This window comes from Isoptericola sp. AK164 (assembly GCF_029643425.1).
GTDB lineage: Bacteria > Actinomycetota > Actinomycetes > Actinomycetales > Cellulomonadaceae > Isoptericola > Isoptericola haloaureus.
Genome location: NZ_CP119106.1, coordinates 443,490 through 459,641, shown reverse-complemented (window position 1 = coordinate 459,641; position 16,152 = coordinate 443,490). Strand labels below are relative to the sequence as shown.

Genomic DNA, 16,152 nt, shown 5'->3' with positions numbered 1-16,152 from the left:
CTCAGGACTCCTTGACGCTGATGGACTCGACGAGGTGGGCCACGCGCTCGAAGGCGTCAGTGGCCTCCTCGAGGTTGTCGACGATCTCCTTGAGCTTGATGAGCAGGATCGGGTCGGTGACCTTGTCGAACAGATCGCCCAGCAGGGACCTGTGGAGCGTGTCGCCCTGGTTCTCCAGGCGGTTGATCTCGACGCAGTACTCGGGCAGCTGGTCGAGCTTGCGCAGCCGGGGCATCGCGTCGGCGGTCAGCTCGGCGCAGCGCTGCAGCACCTGCACCTGCTCCGAGACCGCCATCGGCAGCTCGGCGACCTTGTACAGCACGATGAGGTGGCCGGCCTCGTCCATGGCGTCCATGCAGTCGTCCAGGGCCGACGCCAGGTGGTAGAGGTCGTCCCGGTCGAAGGGGGTGACGAAGGTCTGGTTGAGCCGCCGCTTGATCGAGTGGGTGACGTCGTCGGCCTGGTGCTCGGCCTCGGCGAGCTGGGCCACGATGCGCTCGCGCTCCGGCCGCGACGCCCCCAGCAGCTCCGCCAGGAGGGACGCACCGGTGACGGTGTGCCGCGCCAGCGCAGCCAGCAGGTCGTAGTAGGTCGAGTCGCGCGGTGTGAGGCGCAGGCGCACAGGGACCCCCGGTCGGAGAAACGCTCGGTCAGTCACAGGGTAGGGCCCGCCCCGCGGCAGCGCGTGCTCCGGTCACGGAGTGGCACCGCTCCGTGACGGTGGGAAGAGCGCGACGCCGGACCGGGAGCGCCTCTCGGCGCGTGGCCGCTCGAAGCGGCTGAAGATGGAGCCCGGGGCTACCGCGGCCCGACGCCGCGCCACCATTCTAGGGGCGGGGACTCAGTCCAGCGAACCCGCACGCCACAGCGCTGCGGCGTGCTCCAGCTCCTCCGCCGTGCGGGTCAGGTCGGCGGCCCCGCGGGTCATGCGGGTCGCGGACTCCGGGTCGGCGGTCTCCCGGGCGTCGGCGTCGTAGGCGGCACCGGTGGCGAGGATGCGGCCGAAGGCGGCGGCCCGCTCGAGCGCGACGGCGAGGTCACCGGCGTAGACCCCGGAGAGCACGGTGTCGGCCAGCACCCGCAGGTCCTCCGGGGTCGGCGGCCGGGGCACCCCGGCGACGACCTCGTGGACGGGCGCGACGTCGACGCCGAGCCGGTAGCGCAGCCCGATCGTGCGGGGGTCGCGGCGGACCCACTCGCGCAGGGCGTACAGCCTCCACAGGGCTCCGGGCAGGGTCGCCGGGGCGGCGTCGGACCACAGCTCGGCCACGACGTCGAGCCCCTCGCGCTCGACCAGGCGGACGAGGCGCGCCACGACCTCCGGGTCCTCGGTGGCCCGGGCGGTGTGCACGACGGCGCGGGCGGTCGTGTGCGCGACCTCGTCGCGCAGCGCGGGGTCGAGCTCGCCGGGCAAGTTCTCGGCCTCGAGCGGGTCGAGCATGGCGGGACGGCGGAAGCGTGGGCGGTCACTCACCCCACCAGTCTGGCAGCCGCGCAGCCCACCATGCCGATCCGCCGTCACGCCCCTAGAGTCGCCCGAGGCGGCCGTTGCCGCACACACACGTCGAAGGGACCACGTATGTCGACCCCTGCCCGCCCGAGCGTGCGCAGCACGCACCGCAAGGCGATCGCGCTGTCGTTCGCCGCGGCCGTCGGCGGCTTCCTGTTCGGCTTCGACTCGTCGGTGATCAACGGTGCCGTCTCCGCGATCGAGGGCGAGTTCGCCCTCAGCTCGACGGTGACGGGGCTCGTGGTCGCGGTGGCGCTCCTGGGGTGCGCCCTCGGCGCCTGGGGTGCCGGCCGGCTCGCCGACCGCTGGGGACGCGTGCGCGTCATGCTGCTCGGCGCGGGACTCTTCCTCGTCTCCGCGGTGCTCTCCGCAGCGGCCTTCTCGGCCCTGGACCTGTCGCTGTGGCGGTTCGTCGGGGGCATCGGCATCGGGATCGCCTCGGTGATCGCGCCGGCCTACATCGCCGAGATCGCCCCGGCACGGATCCGCGGCAGCCTCGGGTCCCTGCAGCAGCTGGCGATCACGGTCGGCATCTTCGGAGCCCTGCTGAGCGACCAGATCCTGGCCGAGACCGCCGGCGGGGCCGCCGAGCAGCTCTGGTTCGGCTGGGAGGCCTGGCGCTGGATGTTCCTCGTCGAGGCGGTGCCGGCCGCGGTCTACGGGCTGCTCGCGCTGCGGATGCCGGAGTCGCCCCGCTTCCTGGTGGCCCGGGGCCGGCGCGACGACGCCCGGCAGGTGCTGGAGTCGGTGCTCGGTCCGGACGAGGGCGTCGACGAGCGGATCGGCGAGATCGAGCGGTCGATCGCGGTCGACGAGGAGAACGCCGAGCGCGGGTCGCTGCGCGGGTCGGGCTTCCTGGGGCTCAAGCCGATCGTGTGGGTCGGCATCCTGCTGGCCGTCTTCCAGCAGTTCGTCGGGATCAACGTGATCTTCTACTACTCGACGACGCTGTGGCAGGCCGTCGGGTTCGACGAGTCGCAGGCGTTCCTGGTCTCCACCATCACCTCGGTGACGAACATCGCGGTGACGTTCGTCGCGATCGCGCTGATCGACAAGGTGGGCCGCCGGCCCATGCTGCTGGTGGGCTCGGCGGGCATGGCCGTCTCCCTGCTGCTGATGGCGGCCGCCTTCACCCAGGGCACCGCCGTCGTCGACGAGGCCACGGGCGACTCGACGCTGTCGCTGACCGGCGCGTGGGCGACCGTGGCCCTGGTGGCGGCGAACGCGTTCGTCGTCTTCTTCGGCGCGACCTGGGGCCCGCTGATGTGGGTGATGCTGGGCGAGATGTTCCCGAACCGGATCCGCGCGGCGGCGCTCGGGGTCGGCGCGGCGGCCAACTGGATCGCCAACTTCGCCATCACCCTGACCTTCCCGCCGCTGCTGGCGACGTTCGGCCCGGCGATCCCCTACGGCATGTACGGGTTCTTCGCGGCGCTGTCGTTCGTCTTCATCTGGTTCAAGGTCTCCGAGACCAAGGGCAAGGAGCTGGAGGACATGAGCGAGGAGGTGCGCGCCCGGCGCCGCACCTGACCTGCGCACCGGCCGGCCCCGGTCGGCCCGCACGACCGGTCCACGCACGACGGCGGCCCGTCTCCCCCGGGAGGCGGGCCGCCGTCGTGCGTCCGGGTCCCGCCACCAGGATGTTTGCATGCTGCAAGCATCTGTCTTATTGTTTCTCGGAGCAACGGAAGGAGTCGTCGTGCCCGACGAGGCCACCACCGCGCTGGTCACCGCGCTCGAGCAGCTCGGCCGCGCCCAGCGCGAGGCCGCCGCCCGCATCGCCCGCGAGCTGGGCCGACCGCGGGCCGCCCTCGGCGTCGTGCGCCTGCTGCGGGCCCGCGGCCCGATCCAGCTCTGCGAGGTCGCCGAGGCCCTCCGCGTGGACTCCTCGGTCGCCAGCCGCCAGGTGGGCGCGCTCGTCGAGAACGGGTACGTCCGGCGCACGGTCGACGAGAGCGACCGGAGGGCCCGCACGCTCGAGCTCACCGAGGCCGGCCGGCGGCTGGCCGAGGACAGCGACGAGCAGTTCGAGGCGTTCGTCGGCGAGGCGTTCACCGACTGGACCCCGCACGACCTCTCCGTCGCCGTCGACCACATCCGCAGCGTCGCGGCCGCCATCAGCTCCGTCAGCCAGGAGGCACCCCTCAGATGACCGACACCACCGCCGGCCGCACCCCGGCCATGACCCGTCGCGAGACGCTGGAGGCCCTCTCGGGCATCCTGCTCGGGGTCTTCGTCTCCCTGCTCGCGACGACCATCGTCTCGACGGCCCTGCCGCGCATCGTCGCGGACCTCGACGGCTCCCAGCACGCCTACACCTGGGTCGTCACCGCGATGCTGCTGACGATGACGATCTCGACCCCGCTGTGGGGCAAGCTCGCCGACCTGACGAACCGCAAGACCCTCATCCAGATCGCCCTGGTGATCACGGTCGTGTCCGCCGCCTCGGCCGGGTTCGCGCAGAACATGGAGATGCTCATCACCTCGCGCGCCCTGCAGGGCATCGGCGCCGGCGGTCTGATGTCGCTGGCGACCGTCCTGATGTCGGACATCATCAGCCCCCGCGAACGCGGCAAGTACATGGGCCTGATGGGCGGCGTGATGGCCGTGGCCCAGATCGGCGGCCCGCTGCTCGGCGGCCTCATCACCGACTCCGTCGGCTGGCGCTACACGTTCTTCGTCGGCGTCCCGTTCGCCGTCGTCGCGCTGGTCGTGCTCCAGAAGACCCTGCACCTGCCGGCTCGCCCCCCGCGGGCGGTCCGCATCGACTACGTCGGGGCCGGCCTCATCGCCGTCGGCGTCGCGCTGCTGCTGCTGTGGGTCACCTTCGCCGGCGACCAGTTCGCCTGGGCGTCCTGGCAGACCGCCGCGATGGTCGGCGCCGCCGCCGTCGCCCTGCTCGGCGCCGTCCTCGCCGAGCGTCGCGCGCCGGAACCGATCATCCCGCTGCACCTGTTCCGCAACCGCACGTTCGTGCTCTCGATCGTCGCGTCGGCGGCCGTGGGCGTCGCGATGTTCGGCACCGCGGTGTTCCTCGCCCAGTACCTGCAGCTCGCTCGCGGCATGACGCCCACCCAGTCCGGCCTGCAGACCATCCCCATGGTCGTCGGCACCATGCTCGGCGGCATCGTGCTCGGCCGGATCATCTCGCGCACCGGCCGGTACAAGGCGATCATGATCGGCGGCGCCGTCGTCCTGACCGCTTCGCTGTTCGGGATGTCCACGATCGGGACCGGCACCAGCCTCGTCGTGCTCTCGGTCTTCCTGTTCGGCCTCGGCCTGTCGGTCGGTGCCCTCATGCAGAACCTCGTGCTCGCCACGCAGAACACGCTGGACCTGCGGGACATGGGTGCCGGGACCGCCACGGTGGCGTTCTTCCGGTCCCTCGGGGGCGCGATCGGGGTCTCGGCGCTCGGTGCCGTGCTGGCGAGCGACGTCCGGGACGAGCTGGCCCGGGGGCTGGCCGAGCTCGGCGTCCCCACCTCGGCGATCGGCGGGTCCACCGGCGCGGTGCCCGACATGTCCGCGCTGCCGGGACCGGTGGCCGACGTCGTCGCCTCCGCCTACACCGAGGGGATCACCGGGATCTTCCTCGTCGCGGTCCCCCTGGCCGTCGTCGCCCTGGTGGCCATCTGCTTCATCGTCGAGATCCCGCTCGGCGAGCGGTCCGGCATCGAGCAGACGCGCGACCTCGCGGCCCAGCAGGATGCCGACGAGCCGGCCACGGGGAGCGGCACCGACGGCACCGACACGGTCGCCGCGCCGTCGACCACTGCGGCGACCACGCCGGTGGCCGCCCGCGACTGACGGGCCACGGACGGCGCGGCGGCGCTCAGGCGCCGTCGAGCCAGGCGTCCGGCCCGGGCAGGAGCTCCTCGGCCTCCTCCCAGAAGTCGGCCGGCAGCGGCGTCCCGCAGGCCGCGAGCGTCGCGGCGACACGCTCGGGCCGCGAGACGCCCACGACGGTGGCGGCGATCCGGGGGTCGCGCAGCGAGAACTGCAGCGCCGCGACCGGCAGCGTCGTGCCGTGGCGGGCACACAGCGCGCGCAGCGCGTCGACGGCGGCCAGGGTCTCCGGCGGTGCGGGACGGTACCCGTAGCGGGTCGCGCTGCGGCGCTCCGACGGCGTCTGCTGAGCCAGGATCCCGCCGCCGTAGACCGCGGCGTCGATCACGCCCGTCCCGCGCTCGGCGGCCGCGGCCACGAGACGGCCGGCCGACCGGTCCACCAGGGTCCAACGGTTGTGCACGAGCAGGACGTCGAACACCCCGAGGTCCAGGTAGCGCCGCATCACCGGCACGGGGCCGCCGGCGAGCCCGACGGCCCCGATCTCGCCCGCCTCGCGCAGCTCGACCAGCGTGTCGACCGCGCCGCCGGGCGCTGTCAGGTCCTCGAAGGCGAAGTTCTCCGGGTCGTGCAGGTGCACCAGCGGCAGGTGGTCGAGCCCGAGCCGCTCGCGGGACTCCTCGACCGAGCGACGCACCCGGTCCCCGGAGTAGTCCCCGTCGCGGGGGTCCACCTTCGTGGCCACCACGAGTCCGGGGGGCAGGGCGCCGTGGTCGGCGCGGTAGGCGGCGAGGCCGGCACCCATCCGGCGTTCGCTCTCGCCGTCGGAGTAGCCGTTCGCGGTGTCGAGCATGCGGATCGGGGAGTCCAGCACGGCGCGCACGGTGTCCGCCGCCTGGTCCGCGGCGACGTCGTAGCCGAAGACCGCGGGCATCGACCCCAGCGGCGAACCGCCCGCGCAGACCGCGCTGACGCTCAGGTCCGTGCCGGGCAGCGGACGCATCCATCCGGGACCGCCCGGTGCCGGGACGTCGACGGGTGCGGGGACACGGTGCGCGGCACGGAGACTCATCGCTGCCACCCTACGGCCAGAACTTCACCCGCTCCTGGGGGTCCGTAGTTCAAATCGTGACCTTCGGAACCTCCCGGATTCGTCGAGGGAGCGCCATGATGGGGCACATGCAGGACAGCGCCACGCCCATGACCCCGCCGGACCCGGAGACGGACCCGTTCGGAGCCCTGGAACGCGAGCTCCGGGTGCTGATCCGGCGTGCGCAGTCCACGGCCGCCCAGATGGCCCGGATCATCCACCCCGAGCTCGACGCCTCGGCGTACCCTCTGCTGGCGCACATCGCCCAGTACCCGAACAGCCGCGGGTCCGACCTCGCGGCGCACTTCGGCGTGGGGCGCGCGACCGTCTCGCGCCAGCTCAGCCGGATGGTCGAGCTCGGCCTCGTGCACCGCGAGACCGACCCGGAGGACACGCGCGGGCAGTGCATCACCCTCACGGACGACGGGGCCGCCCGGTTCGAGCACGCCCGCGACTCACGGGTCGTCATGCTCGAGGCGGCGCTGACGGACTGGGAGAAGGACGACATCTCCCAGCTCGCCCTGCTGCTGCGCCGCTACTCGGCCGACGTCGTCAGCTGGCTGGAGTCGCGCCAGGAGCCGGTGCCGACGGGCGCAGCATCCTCGCCCGCAGCGAGCTGACCGTCGACGCCACCCCTCCCTGGGCGGCGAACCAGCCGGCAGGACCGCCGTCCCGCGCCGCCAGGGCGTCGAGGACCGTCGAGATCGCGTGCGCAGGAGCCGTGAGGAGCTCCGGCGGGAGCGCGGCGACGACGTGGCTCCGCCGGTCCGGCGCCCGGGAGGTGTGCCGGGCGCGGGCGAGGACCCGCGGCATGTTGGGCCCGGTGCGCACGTAGTCGGCAACGATCGCGGACCGCTCCACCCCGAGCAGGGCGAGCACCGCGGCGACGAAGACCCCGGTGCGGTCCTTGCCGGCGGTGCAGTGGACCAGCACCGGCGCGTCGCTCGTGGCGAGCGCGGCCACGCCGGCCGCCAGGTGCCGGCCGCCCGCGCCGTCGAGCATCTCCAGGTAGAGGCGTCCGAGGTCGAACGGACCGCGGTGCTCGGCGGGCGCGACGCGCGTCGCACCGTCGAGCACCGGCAGGGAGAGCACGCCGGCGACGTCCGCCAGCGGGTGCGGTTCGCGCTGCTCGCCGGGGTCGCGCAGGTCGAGGACGGTGCGCGGCGGCCAGACCACGTCCGACGGCGGCACGTCACCGGCGCGCGGGGCGTCGGCACGCAGCAGCACGCCGGGACGCACGGCGTCGGACGACGTCGCGACGTCGCGCAGGTTCACGAGGCGGTCCGGGACCGTCCCGGTCTCGATGCTCATGGCTCGACGGTAGCGGCCCGCGCCGGGGGCCTCAGCCCTCGGCGGGCTCGAAGGTCAGGCTGACCGAGTTCATGCAGTACCGGTCCCCGGTCGGCGTCTGGGGCGCGTCGTCGAACACGTGGCCCAGGTGCGAGCCGCACCGGGAGCAGCGCACCTCGATGCGCACCATGCCGAGCGAACGGTCCTCGATGAGCTCGACCCGGTCGCCGGCCAGCGGGGTGTAGAAGGACGGCCACCCGCAGTGGGAGTCGAACTTGTGCTCGCTGCGGAAGAGCTCGCCCGCGCACCCTCGGCACCGGTAGACGCCCTCGCGCTGCTCGTCCAGCAGCTCACCGGTCCACGGCCGCTCGGTCCCGGCCTGTCGCAGCACCGAGAACTCCTGCGGTGACAGCTCGGCACGCCACTGGTCGTCGTTCTTGGTCACGTCGTAGGTCATGTCCGCACCAACACCCGAGGTCCGGAGCGTGTTCCCGGCTCAGCGCCGCCGCTGGCCCTGTCGCTCCGCACCCTGGGCGCCCCGCTGCCGCCGGTTCTGCTGGCCGCCCTGGCGCTGCGACGCGCCGCCGCCCTGGCCTCCGCCCTGGCTCGCGCCCTGACCGCCCCGTCCGCGGCGGCGGCGACGTCCCCCGCCCGAGCGTGCGGAGCCCGCGCCGCCCGTCGGTTGCTGCGACCCGGCGCCCCGCTGCCCCGACCTCGGGGAGGACCCCTGCTGCTGCGGAGCCGGCGGGGCGACGTACGGGGCGACCTCGCCCACGAGCGCCGTCAGCGTGGCGTCCCCGGGCTCGGCCGGCTGGGGCCGCGCCGTGATCCGCGCCTTGCGGGTCAGGTCGCGCACGTCCCCGCGCTCCTCGGGGAGCATGAGCGTGACGACGTCGCCGCCCGACCCGGCGCGCGCCGTACGGCCGGACCGGTGCAGGTACGCCTTGTGCTCGGCCGGGGGGTCGACGTGCACGACGAGCTCGATCTCGTCGACGTGGATCCCGCGAGCCGCGATGTCCGTGGCGACCATCACCTTGACGTCCCCGGTGGAGAACGCCGCGAGGTTCCGCTCCCGCGCCCCCTGGCCCAGGTTGCCGTGCAGGTCCACCGCGGGGACGCCCGCGGCCGTCAGCTGGCGCGCGAGCTTCTTCGCCTGGTGCTTGGTGCGCGTGAAAAGCACCCGGCGGCCCGTGCCGCCGGCGAGCTGGTGCACGACCTGCTTCTTGGACTCCTTGTCGGCCACGGCGAGGATGTGGTGCGTCATCTTCGGCGGCGGGGCCGCGGCCTCGTCGACCGAGTGCGTGACCGGGTTCTTCAGGTAGCGCTTGACCAGCACGTCCACGCCGTTGTCCAGCGTGGCGGAGAAGAGCAGGCGCTGGCCCGAGCGCGGGGTGCGGTCCATGATCCGCTTCACCCCGGGCAGGAACCCGAGGTCGGCCATGTGGTCGGCCTCGTCCAGCACGGTGATCGCGACGTCGTCCAGCGTCAGCGCCTTCTGGTTCAGCAGGTCCTCGAGACGGCCCGGGCAGGCGATGACGACGTCGACGCCCTGGCCCAGCGCGGTGACCTGGCGGGACTGGGCCACGCCGCCGAAGATCGTGGTCGTGCGCAGCCCGAGCGCCTCGGCCAGCGGCTTCATCGTGGCGTCGATCTGGTTCGCGAGCTCGCGGGTGGGGCACAGCACGAGCGCCGTGGGGCGGTTCGCCACGCGGCGGGGCCGACCTGCGGCACGCTCGGCCGCGGCGCGGTGCGCGAGCCGGGTCACGACCGGCAGCGAGAACGCCAGGGTCTTGCCCGAGCCGGTCCGCCCGCGGCCGAGGACGTCCGCCCCGGCGAGGGTGTCCGGCAGCGAGGCCGCCTGGATGGGGAACGGGCTGGTGATGCCCGCGTCGGTCAGGTGCTGCACCACAGGCGTGGGCAGGCCGAAGTCGGCGAATGAAGTCAACGAGAAGCCTCTCCGGACGTCGACGACGTCCACGGTCGGGGTCCGCCGCACGCAATCCGGGGGGATCTCCACGACGCGGGGCGCGCGGTGGTCGCTGGCGCCCTCGGCAGACATTGTCGCACGCCTCCCCGCGGCGGCCCGGTCGGTCGGACCACCGGGCGTGGTGGAATGGCGGCCGTGGACGACTTCCTCACGACCGCCGGCGACGTGCTCGCACAGATCTGGACCGCCGCCACGACCGCCGTGGCGCCCCCCGACCGCACGGTGGTGATCGCCGCGGGACTGGCCGCGCTCGCCGTCGTGCTGGTGTCCCCGGTGTGGCGCGTCGCACGCCACGTCATCACCATCGCGCACGAGGGCGCGCACGCCGTGGTGGCGATGGTCACCGGCCGACGGCTCGACGGCATCCGCCTGCACTCGGACACCTCGGGGCTGACGGTGACGGCGGGACGGCCCCGCGGTCTCGGCATGATCCTCACCGCGTTCGCCGGCTACGTCGGGCCGGGCCTCGTCGGACTCGGCGCGGCGTGGCTGCTGCGTGCCGGGTACGCCGTCGGCCTGCTGTGGCTGCTCGTCCTCCTGCTGGCCCTGCTGCTGCTGAAGATCCGCAACTGGTTCGGGCTGTGGTCGGTGCTCGTCAGCGGCGCGCTGCTCGTCGGCGTGTCCTGGTGGCTCGAGCCCGCCGTGCAGTCGGCCGTCGCGTACGCCGTGACGTGGTTCCTGCTGCTGGGCGCGGTGCGGCCGGTCGTCGAGCTGCAGTCGCAGCGGGCCCGGGGCCGGGCCCGGACGTCGGACGCGGATCAGCTCGGCCGACTCACCGGCGTGCCCGGGATCGTGTGGGTCCTCGTCTTCGGCGCCGTCACCGTCGGCGCGCTGGTGCTCGGCGGGTCGTGGATCGTCGGCCCGGTCACGCCGTCCTGACCCGTCCGCTCACAGCTTCGCGTAGCGCGCCCGGGCGAAGGAGTAGACGCCGTAGGCCGCGATGCCGATCCCGATGACGATGAGCAGGCCCGTGCCGAAGGGCTGCTGGCGGATCGTCTGCAGCGCCTCGTCGAGCCCGCCGGCCTGGTCGGCGTCGTGGGTCACGGCCGCCGCGACGAACAGGCCGCCGAGCACGCCGAGAGCGACGCCCTTGGCGACGTAGCCGATCTGGCCGAGACGCACGACCGCGGCGCCGACCGCACCCCCACCCGTCCCGCGCAGGTCCTCGAGGAACTTTTTCCGCACGCCCTTGACCACGTGGTACACACCCACGCCGACCACGACGAGGCCCGCGGCACCCACCAGCCAGACGCCGGCCGGCGCCTGCATCACCATCGCGGTGTAGCTCTCCTCCTGGTTCCCGCCGCCGGAGCCCGAGCCGGTCGCGTAGCGGGCCGCCGTGACGGCCAGCACCCCGTAGAGCACACCCTTGGCCGCCGCCTTGACCCGCGCGCCGACCTCCTTCGCGTCCGACACGCCGGGCACGCCGAGCAGCGCCTCGAGGAGCTGCCACAGGGCGAGCGCCGCGAACCCGACCGTCACCGCCCACAGCACGACGTCACCGCCCGGAGCCTGCTGGACCTGACGCAGCGCGCCGGACTGGTCCGCCGACCCGGAGGACGACCCCAGCGCCAGCTGCACGGCCAGCCAGCCGAGGATCAGGTGCACCAGGCCCGAGGCGGCGAACCCCGCACGGGCGAGGAATCGGACGGCCGAGCTGTTGCGGGCCTGGCGCGCAGCGCCTTCGGCGCGATGGGACGTGGACGACACGTGGACACCTCCTGGCCGCCGCGACGTTCGCGGCGTGCCGCTCACCCTGACGCACAAGTGCGGTCCGCGCCACGGGAACGCACGACGGCGGGCCACCCTCGCGGTGAGGGTGGCCCGCCGTCGAGCGGGAGAGGGCCGGTCAGCCCTGGGGAGTGAGCACGAACCCCGGGCCCTCGGTGGAAGGTTCGGCGTCGAGCTGCAGCGAGGCGAGCGCGGTCGCCGCGCTGGCGTCGACGTAGACGTTGGTCTGTCCGGACTCGTCGACCACCTGGTCCTCGGGCTGAGGCGCGGGGACGAGCGCGAGCTCGAAGTTGCCGGGCTGCTCGGCGGACTGCGCGATGCGCAGACCACCCTCGGCAGGTACACCGGCCTGCTCGGCCAGCGAGTCGACGGCGGTGCGGGCGTTGTCCGTCACGGTGAGCACGTCAGGCTCCTCTCGTCGGGTACGCGACTCGTCCACCGAATCAGGACGATGGTCCGAACGCAACGGTTCGCCAGGATCGGGCCCGATCTTCCCGCCTCGTGAGACTCCAGGTGACAGCGCCGCGGGAGCGGCATAGGTTGCCCTCCGGTCCCGGATGTGACGCTGGTCGCACCGCGTCGCCGCGAGACGTGCCGCACCGGAGCACGCCAGTAGGCTGACCAGTGCCCTCGACCGACCGTCGACGGCGGGCCTCTAGCTCAATCGGCAGAGCAACGGACTTTTAATCCGTGGGTTCAGGGTTCGATCCCCTGGGGGCCCACCCGACGACCCGCCCGCACGGAGCCGTTCCGGCGAACGGGGCGCGGTGCGGCGTCGCCCGGCCCCGGCCGGGCCGCACGACCGGCGGCCGGGCCTCAGGTGGAGCGGAAGAACTCGTTGGCCCGAGCGTTCCACAGCATCGAGATCACCAGGATCGCGAACAACCCCGAGACGAGCGCCGACCACGAGCCGGCGGTGCCCCACCACGAGATGACCGTCCAGAGCGTGAGCGCCGCACGGACAGCCATGAGCACGGTGACGAGGAAGCGGGAGAACCGGTTGCCGTTGCTCAGTCCGATGGCGACCAACGCAGTGATGACGCCGAAGGCGATCTCCGTCCACGAGTAGACGGCGGCGTTGCTCGCGCTGATGCCGGCCTCGGCCAGGACCTCGTCCGAGGCGAGGAGCATGATGACGCCGGCGAGAGCGGAGAAGAAGGCGACGATCCAGGTCAGGACGACGACGACGGTGACGCTCCCCGGTCGGGCAGTGGGACGGACAGCTGCCATGCGAACACACTCCTCGGGAGGATGTGGAGCGAGCGCCCCAGTGGGCCCGCCTCCGTCGCCAGGCTAGGCGGCGGACGCCAGGAGTACCTGTCAGGCGGCGGTCTTCACCCTCGCTGTCGATCGCTCGCCACGCCAGGGGTCCCTGGTCGTGGCGTCCGTCGCGCGACAGGATGGGCCGGGTGACCACGCTCCTGCCCGATCGTCCGGACCCCGACCGTCCCGTCGTCGTCGCGCACCGCGGCTGCTCGGCGGTGGCCCCCCAGAACACGTTCGCCGCGTTCGAGGCGGCCTGGCGCTCCGGCGCCCCCGCGCTCGAGCTCGACGTCCGCCTCACCGCCGACGGCGTGCCCATGGTGATCCACGACCCCGTCGTGGACCAGGTGACCGACGGCACCGGTGCCGTCGCCGACCTCGACGCGGACGCCGTCGAGCGGCTCGACGCCGGGGCACGCTTCGCGCCCGCCTTCGCCGGCCAGCGCATCCCCCGGCTGGACGACGTGCTGGCTTTCCTCGCCGCCCGCCCGGGGATGGACCTGCTCTGCGAGTACAAGGGCGTCTGGACGGCCGACCAGGTCGCGCCGACGACCGCGGCGATCGACGCCGCCGGTCTGGCCGGCCGCTGCATCGTCCAGGGCTTCCGCCGGGAGACGGTCGCGGCGCTGCGCGAGGCGGCACCGCACCTGCCGCGCGGGCTGCTGTGCGAGGAGGTCCCGCCCGACCTGCTGGACGCCGCCGCCGACCTCGACGTGGTGACGGTCAACCCGGCGGTGGCCGCGGTCCTGGCCGACCCCGCGCTCGTCCGACGCGCCCATTCCGCGGGGCGCCGGGTCATGCCGTGGACGGCGAACGCGCCCGCGGAGTGGGACCTCCTGCTCCGGGCCGGGGTCGACGGGGTCGTCACCGACCGCCCGGGTGAGCTGCGGGGATGGCTCGCCGGACGGGCCACCCGCCGCGCGGCGGAGGCCGGGAGCGGTTAGCCCCCGTCCCCGCCGTCGACGGGCCCGCCCTCCCCGGAGTCCCGGGAGAGGCCGGTCCGGCGCATCCGGCGGTGCGGGTCGTCGTCCTCCGGGCGCTCGGGATCCTGCCCGGCGTGCCGCTCCCGGGCCCGGTCGTCCAGCGGTGCGTCCGGGTCGTCCGGGGTCGCGGCGCCGGGCTCGTCGATCGGGATCTCACCGGTCAGACGCCGCTCCGCGTTCTCCTCGCGCTCCTCGATGACGTCCTGACCGGGACCGTTGAACGTCCGTGACCGCTCCTCGGCCGACTCGCTGCCGCTGTACAGGCCGGGACGGTCGACGCTCTCGAGGACGACGGTCTGCTCGGCTTGCTCCGGGACCGGTGCGGCGGGCACGGTGCCGCTGTCACCGTGGTGCCGCCGGATCCGCCGCAGCAGCCCGCGGTCACGGACCGACGGCCGGCGCGGCCCGGAGGTCGCGGACCGTCCCTCGACGACGATGACGCCCTCGTCCTCCGCCGCGGGCTCGTCGGTGCCGGACTGCTCGGCGTCGGCGTCGGTCCGCGGCGCGGGCTCCGGCTCGTCCGTAGTCGCCCGGTCAGGCTCCGCCGCGTCGGCCGGCGGCAGCACGCTGTCGGCCTCCTCGAACCGCGAGCGCGGGATGGCGTAGGGGGCCTCCCGCTGCAGCCAGGCCACCAGTCCCTCCCGGACCGTGCACCGCAGGTCCCACAGGGTCGGCGAGTCCTGCGCGCTGACCAGTGCGCGGACCCGGACGTACCCCTCGGTGGCCGACGTGACCTCGAGGATGCCGAGCCGTCGGTCCCACAGCGACGACGCGTGCAGGATCCGGTCGAGCTCGGCACGCATCGCCGGCAGCGGGGCGCGGAAGTCGACGTCCAGCTCGACGGTGCCGAGCAGGTCGGCCGCGCGGCGGGTCCAGTTCTCGAACGGCGTGGTCGTGAAGTAGGTGCTGGGCAGGATGATCCGCCGGTCGTCCCAGACGTGGACGACGACGTAGGTCAGGGTGATCTCCTCGATCCGGCCGAACTCCCCCTCCAGGACCACGACGTCGTCGACGCGGATCGCGTCGGTGAAGGCGATCTGCATCCCGGCGAAGGTGTTCGCCAGGCTCGACTGGGCGGCGAGGCCGGCGACCAGGGAGAGCAGACCGGCCGAGGCCAGGATGGAGGCACCGGCCGCACGCATCTGCGGGAACGTGAGCAGGACGGCGGCGATCGCCAGGACGACGACGACCGCGACCGTGAACCGCCGGATGACGGAGATCTGGGTCTCCACCCGGCGTTTGTGCCGGTCGTCGTGGCTACCGGAGATCCGGGCGAGGGTGCGGTCCTCGACCACGAACGCCATCGCCCCCAGGAGCCACGACCCGGCGAGGATGGTGGCGATGAGCAGCGAGTGCTGGACGAACCCGTACCAGGCCTGGTCCTGGTGCGCGGACAGCGTGACCGCGACCCAGACGGCGATCGTCATCAGCAGCGCGCGCAGCGGCTTGCGGAGCCGGGTCGCCATGTCCCGCAGGAGCGGGCGGCGTCGGGCGAGGCGCCGGATGAGCGCGGACACCACGGTCACCAGGACGTAGGCCACCACGATGGCGGCCCCGGCCCAGATCAGCGTCACGGTCAGGGAGACGGTCGCCTCGACCGTGTCGTCCACCGTCTGTTCGTCGATACCGCCGCCGTCAACGTCCCAGAGCATGCGTCACAGCCTAGAGACGTGGACCGGATCGTGCGCCCGGTCCGCTCCGGAGGCTGCCGGCGCCCGCTCGGGCCCGGCTCAGGACCTGCTCAGCGGCGTCAGCGGCGCGGGACGGACCGCCGCCTCCGGGGCGGCCGGTGCAGCCAGACGCGCAGCCGCCCGGTCACCCAGGGCAGCACCCAGAACGACATGACGGGCGTGAGGATCAGCGTGGTGATCAGCACCCGGAGCACGAGCGGCAGCCCGTCGAAGGCGGGCAGCAGCCACGCCACCAGCGCGGTGAACGCCAGGTTGACCGGGAAGAAGCCGAGCCAGATCGCGATCGACTGCTTCCACCGCGGCGGCGCCGGCAGCAGCGGGGGCCCGGACGGCTCGTCCTGGCGCACCGGCGGGTCGAACCAGCCCTCGATGCCGGTCCGCCGGGTGACCGCCTGCTCCGTCACGAGGCCCTCGCCCCGGGCGAGCCACTCACGACGCTCGTCCGACGTCTCCCAGGCCTGCAGCCGGTCGGCGTCGGCGAAGCGGTAGAGCATCACCCAGTCCGTGGACCCCTCGGCGGCACGGATCCACCCGGAGCCGAGGAAGCCGGGCCACCGGTTGGCGAGCCGGACCCCGGACTGCACCCAGGCCGTGACCTCGGGCACCTTCTCGGGACTGACGATACGGTGGATCGACACGGTCACGGGTGGGGGCGTCATGCGAGCAGTGTTGGGGCTCGGGCGCCGCCACACACGCGGGGACAGCGTGCAGGGACGGCCCCGTTCAGCATGCGGACCCGTCCCGAGGGGGTGCGAGGTGCGACATTCGTCCCCTCTTCACGGTGACGGCGCACTTCTCCCCCGAGATTGTCGGCCGATCGT

General features: G+C 73.6%; 17 protein-coding genes and 1 tRNA gene. 7 read left to right on the top strand and 11 right to left on the bottom strand.

Annotation, left to right across the window (positions count from 1 at the left end):
- Position 1 precedes the first annotated feature (1 nt).
- Both PO879_RS02115 and PO879_RS02110 read right to left on the bottom strand, forming a co-directional pair.
- Positions 2-622, bottom strand: coding sequence for a DUF47 family protein (locus PO879_RS02115; protein ID WP_278236294.1), 621 nt, complete (start codon positions 620-622; stop codon positions 2-4).
- A 219-nt stretch (positions 623-841) separates the two neighbouring features.
- The gene (locus PO879_RS02110; RefSeq protein WP_278237431.1) at positions 842-1,441 is read right to left on the bottom strand and encodes a hypothetical protein; all 600 of its coding nucleotides are present in this window, start codon (positions 1,439-1,441) and stop codon (positions 842-844) included.
- A gap of 138 nt (positions 1,442-1,579) precedes the next feature.
- Here PO879_RS02110 and PO879_RS02105 point away from each other — a divergent pair, with 138 nt between their 5' ends.
- The 3 genes from PO879_RS02105 to PO879_RS02095 all read left to right on the top strand — a co-directional run bounded on the left by PO879_RS02105 (position 1,580) and on the right by PO879_RS02095 (position 5,317).
- The gene (locus tag PO879_RS02105) at positions 1,580-3,040 is read left to right on the top strand and encodes a sugar porter family MFS transporter (protein ID WP_278236293.1); all 1,461 of its coding nucleotides are present in this window, start codon (positions 1,580-1,582) and stop codon (positions 3,038-3,040) included.
- A gap of 118 nt (positions 3,041-3,158) precedes the next feature.
- Positions 3,159-3,662, top strand: a complete 504-nt coding sequence (locus PO879_RS02100; protein WP_278236292.1) for a MarR family transcriptional regulator — start codon at positions 3,159-3,161, stop codon at positions 3,660-3,662.
- A complete protein-coding gene (locus PO879_RS02095; protein WP_278236291.1) occupies positions 3,659-5,317 on the top strand; it encodes an MDR family MFS transporter in 1,659 nt (552 codons plus the stop codon). Before PO879_RS02100 ends, PO879_RS02095 begins: the two co-directional genes overlap by 4 nt.
- Before the next feature lie 25 nt (positions 5,318-5,342).
- Here PO879_RS02095 and PO879_RS02090 read toward each other — a convergent pair whose 3' ends face one another.
- Positions 5,343-6,368, bottom strand: coding sequence for an aldo/keto reductase (locus PO879_RS02090; RefSeq protein ID WP_278236290.1), 1,026 nt, complete (start codon positions 6,366-6,368; stop codon positions 5,343-5,345).
- A 95-nt stretch (positions 6,369-6,463) separates the two neighbouring features.
- Between PO879_RS02090 and PO879_RS02085 the strand changes: the two genes are divergently transcribed.
- The gene (locus PO879_RS02085; RefSeq protein WP_278236289.1) at positions 6,464-7,006 is read left to right on the top strand and encodes a MarR family winged helix-turn-helix transcriptional regulator; all 543 of its coding nucleotides are present in this window, start codon (positions 6,464-6,466) and stop codon (positions 7,004-7,006) included.
- On the opposite strand, the gene PO879_RS02080 is transcribed toward PO879_RS02085, so the two are convergent.
- From PO879_RS02080 to PO879_RS02070, 3 genes are read right to left on the bottom strand one after another with little or no spacing between them, the layout of a single operon-like run.
- Positions 6,939-7,697, bottom strand: a complete 759-nt coding sequence (locus PO879_RS02080) for a tyrosine-protein phosphatase (RefSeq protein ID WP_278236288.1) — start codon at positions 7,695-7,697, stop codon at positions 6,939-6,941. The two genes, PO879_RS02085 and PO879_RS02080, sit on opposite strands and share 68 nt — an antisense overlap.
- A 31-nt stretch (positions 7,698-7,728) precedes the next feature.
- Entirely contained in the window at positions 7,729-8,133 is a 405-nt protein-coding gene (msrB, locus tag PO879_RS02075; RefSeq protein WP_278236287.1) for a peptide-methionine (R)-S-oxide reductase MsrB, read from the bottom strand.
- A 39-nt stretch (positions 8,134-8,172) separates the two neighbouring features.
- On the bottom strand, positions 8,173-9,621 hold the full coding sequence (locus tag PO879_RS02070; protein WP_278237430.1) for a DEAD/DEAH box helicase: 1,449 nt from the start codon (positions 9,619-9,621) through the stop codon (positions 8,173-8,175).
- Positions 9,622-9,789: 168 nt separating this feature from the next.
- Between PO879_RS02070 and PO879_RS02065 the strand changes: the two genes are divergently transcribed.
- Entirely contained in the window at positions 9,790-10,542 is a 753-nt protein-coding gene (locus tag PO879_RS02065; protein WP_278236286.1) for a M50 family metallopeptidase, read from the top strand.
- A 9-nt stretch (positions 10,543-10,551) separates the two neighbouring features.
- On the opposite strand, the gene PO879_RS02060 is transcribed toward PO879_RS02065, so the two are convergent.
- Both PO879_RS02060 and PO879_RS02055 read right to left on the bottom strand, forming a co-directional pair.
- Positions 10,552-11,373, bottom strand: coding sequence for a DUF1206 domain-containing protein (locus tag PO879_RS02060; protein WP_278236285.1), 822 nt, complete (start codon positions 11,371-11,373; stop codon positions 10,552-10,554).
- A 139-nt stretch (positions 11,374-11,512) separates the two neighbouring features.
- A complete protein-coding gene (locus PO879_RS02055) occupies positions 11,513-11,797 on the bottom strand; it encodes a Fe-S cluster assembly protein HesB (RefSeq protein WP_278236284.1) in 285 nt (94 codons plus the stop codon).
- A gap of 246 nt (positions 11,798-12,043) precedes the next feature.
- On the opposite strand from PO879_RS02055, the gene PO879_RS02050 reads away from it, so the two are divergent.
- Positions 12,044-12,116 (top strand) — tRNA-Lys (locus PO879_RS02050).
- Between the two features lie 94 nt (positions 12,117-12,210).
- On the opposite strand, the gene PO879_RS02045 is transcribed toward PO879_RS02050, so the two are convergent.
- On the bottom strand, positions 12,211-12,624 hold the full coding sequence (locus PO879_RS02045; RefSeq protein ID WP_278236283.1) for a hypothetical protein: 414 nt from the start codon (positions 12,622-12,624) through the stop codon (positions 12,211-12,213).
- A 179-nt stretch (positions 12,625-12,803) separates the two neighbouring features.
- On the opposite strand from PO879_RS02045, the gene PO879_RS02040 reads away from it, so the two are divergent.
- Positions 12,804-13,601: a glycerophosphodiester phosphodiesterase family protein gene (locus tag PO879_RS02040; protein WP_278236282.1), complete on the top strand. Its 798-nt coding sequence runs from the start codon at positions 12,804-12,806 to the stop codon at positions 13,599-13,601.
- Here the strand turns inward: PO879_RS02040 and PO879_RS02035 are convergent.
- Both PO879_RS02035 and PO879_RS02030 read right to left on the bottom strand, forming a co-directional pair.
- On the bottom strand, positions 13,598-15,292 hold the full coding sequence (locus tag PO879_RS02035) for a mechanosensitive ion channel domain-containing protein (RefSeq protein WP_278236281.1): 1,695 nt from the start codon (positions 15,290-15,292) through the stop codon (positions 13,598-13,600). The two genes, PO879_RS02040 and PO879_RS02035, sit on opposite strands and share 4 nt — an antisense overlap.
- A 98-nt stretch (positions 15,293-15,390) precedes the next feature.
- On the bottom strand, positions 15,391-15,990 hold the full coding sequence (locus PO879_RS02030; RefSeq protein WP_278236280.1) for an antibiotic biosynthesis monooxygenase: 600 nt from the start codon (positions 15,988-15,990) through the stop codon (positions 15,391-15,393).
- Between the last annotated feature and the right edge of the window lie 162 nt (positions 15,991-16,152).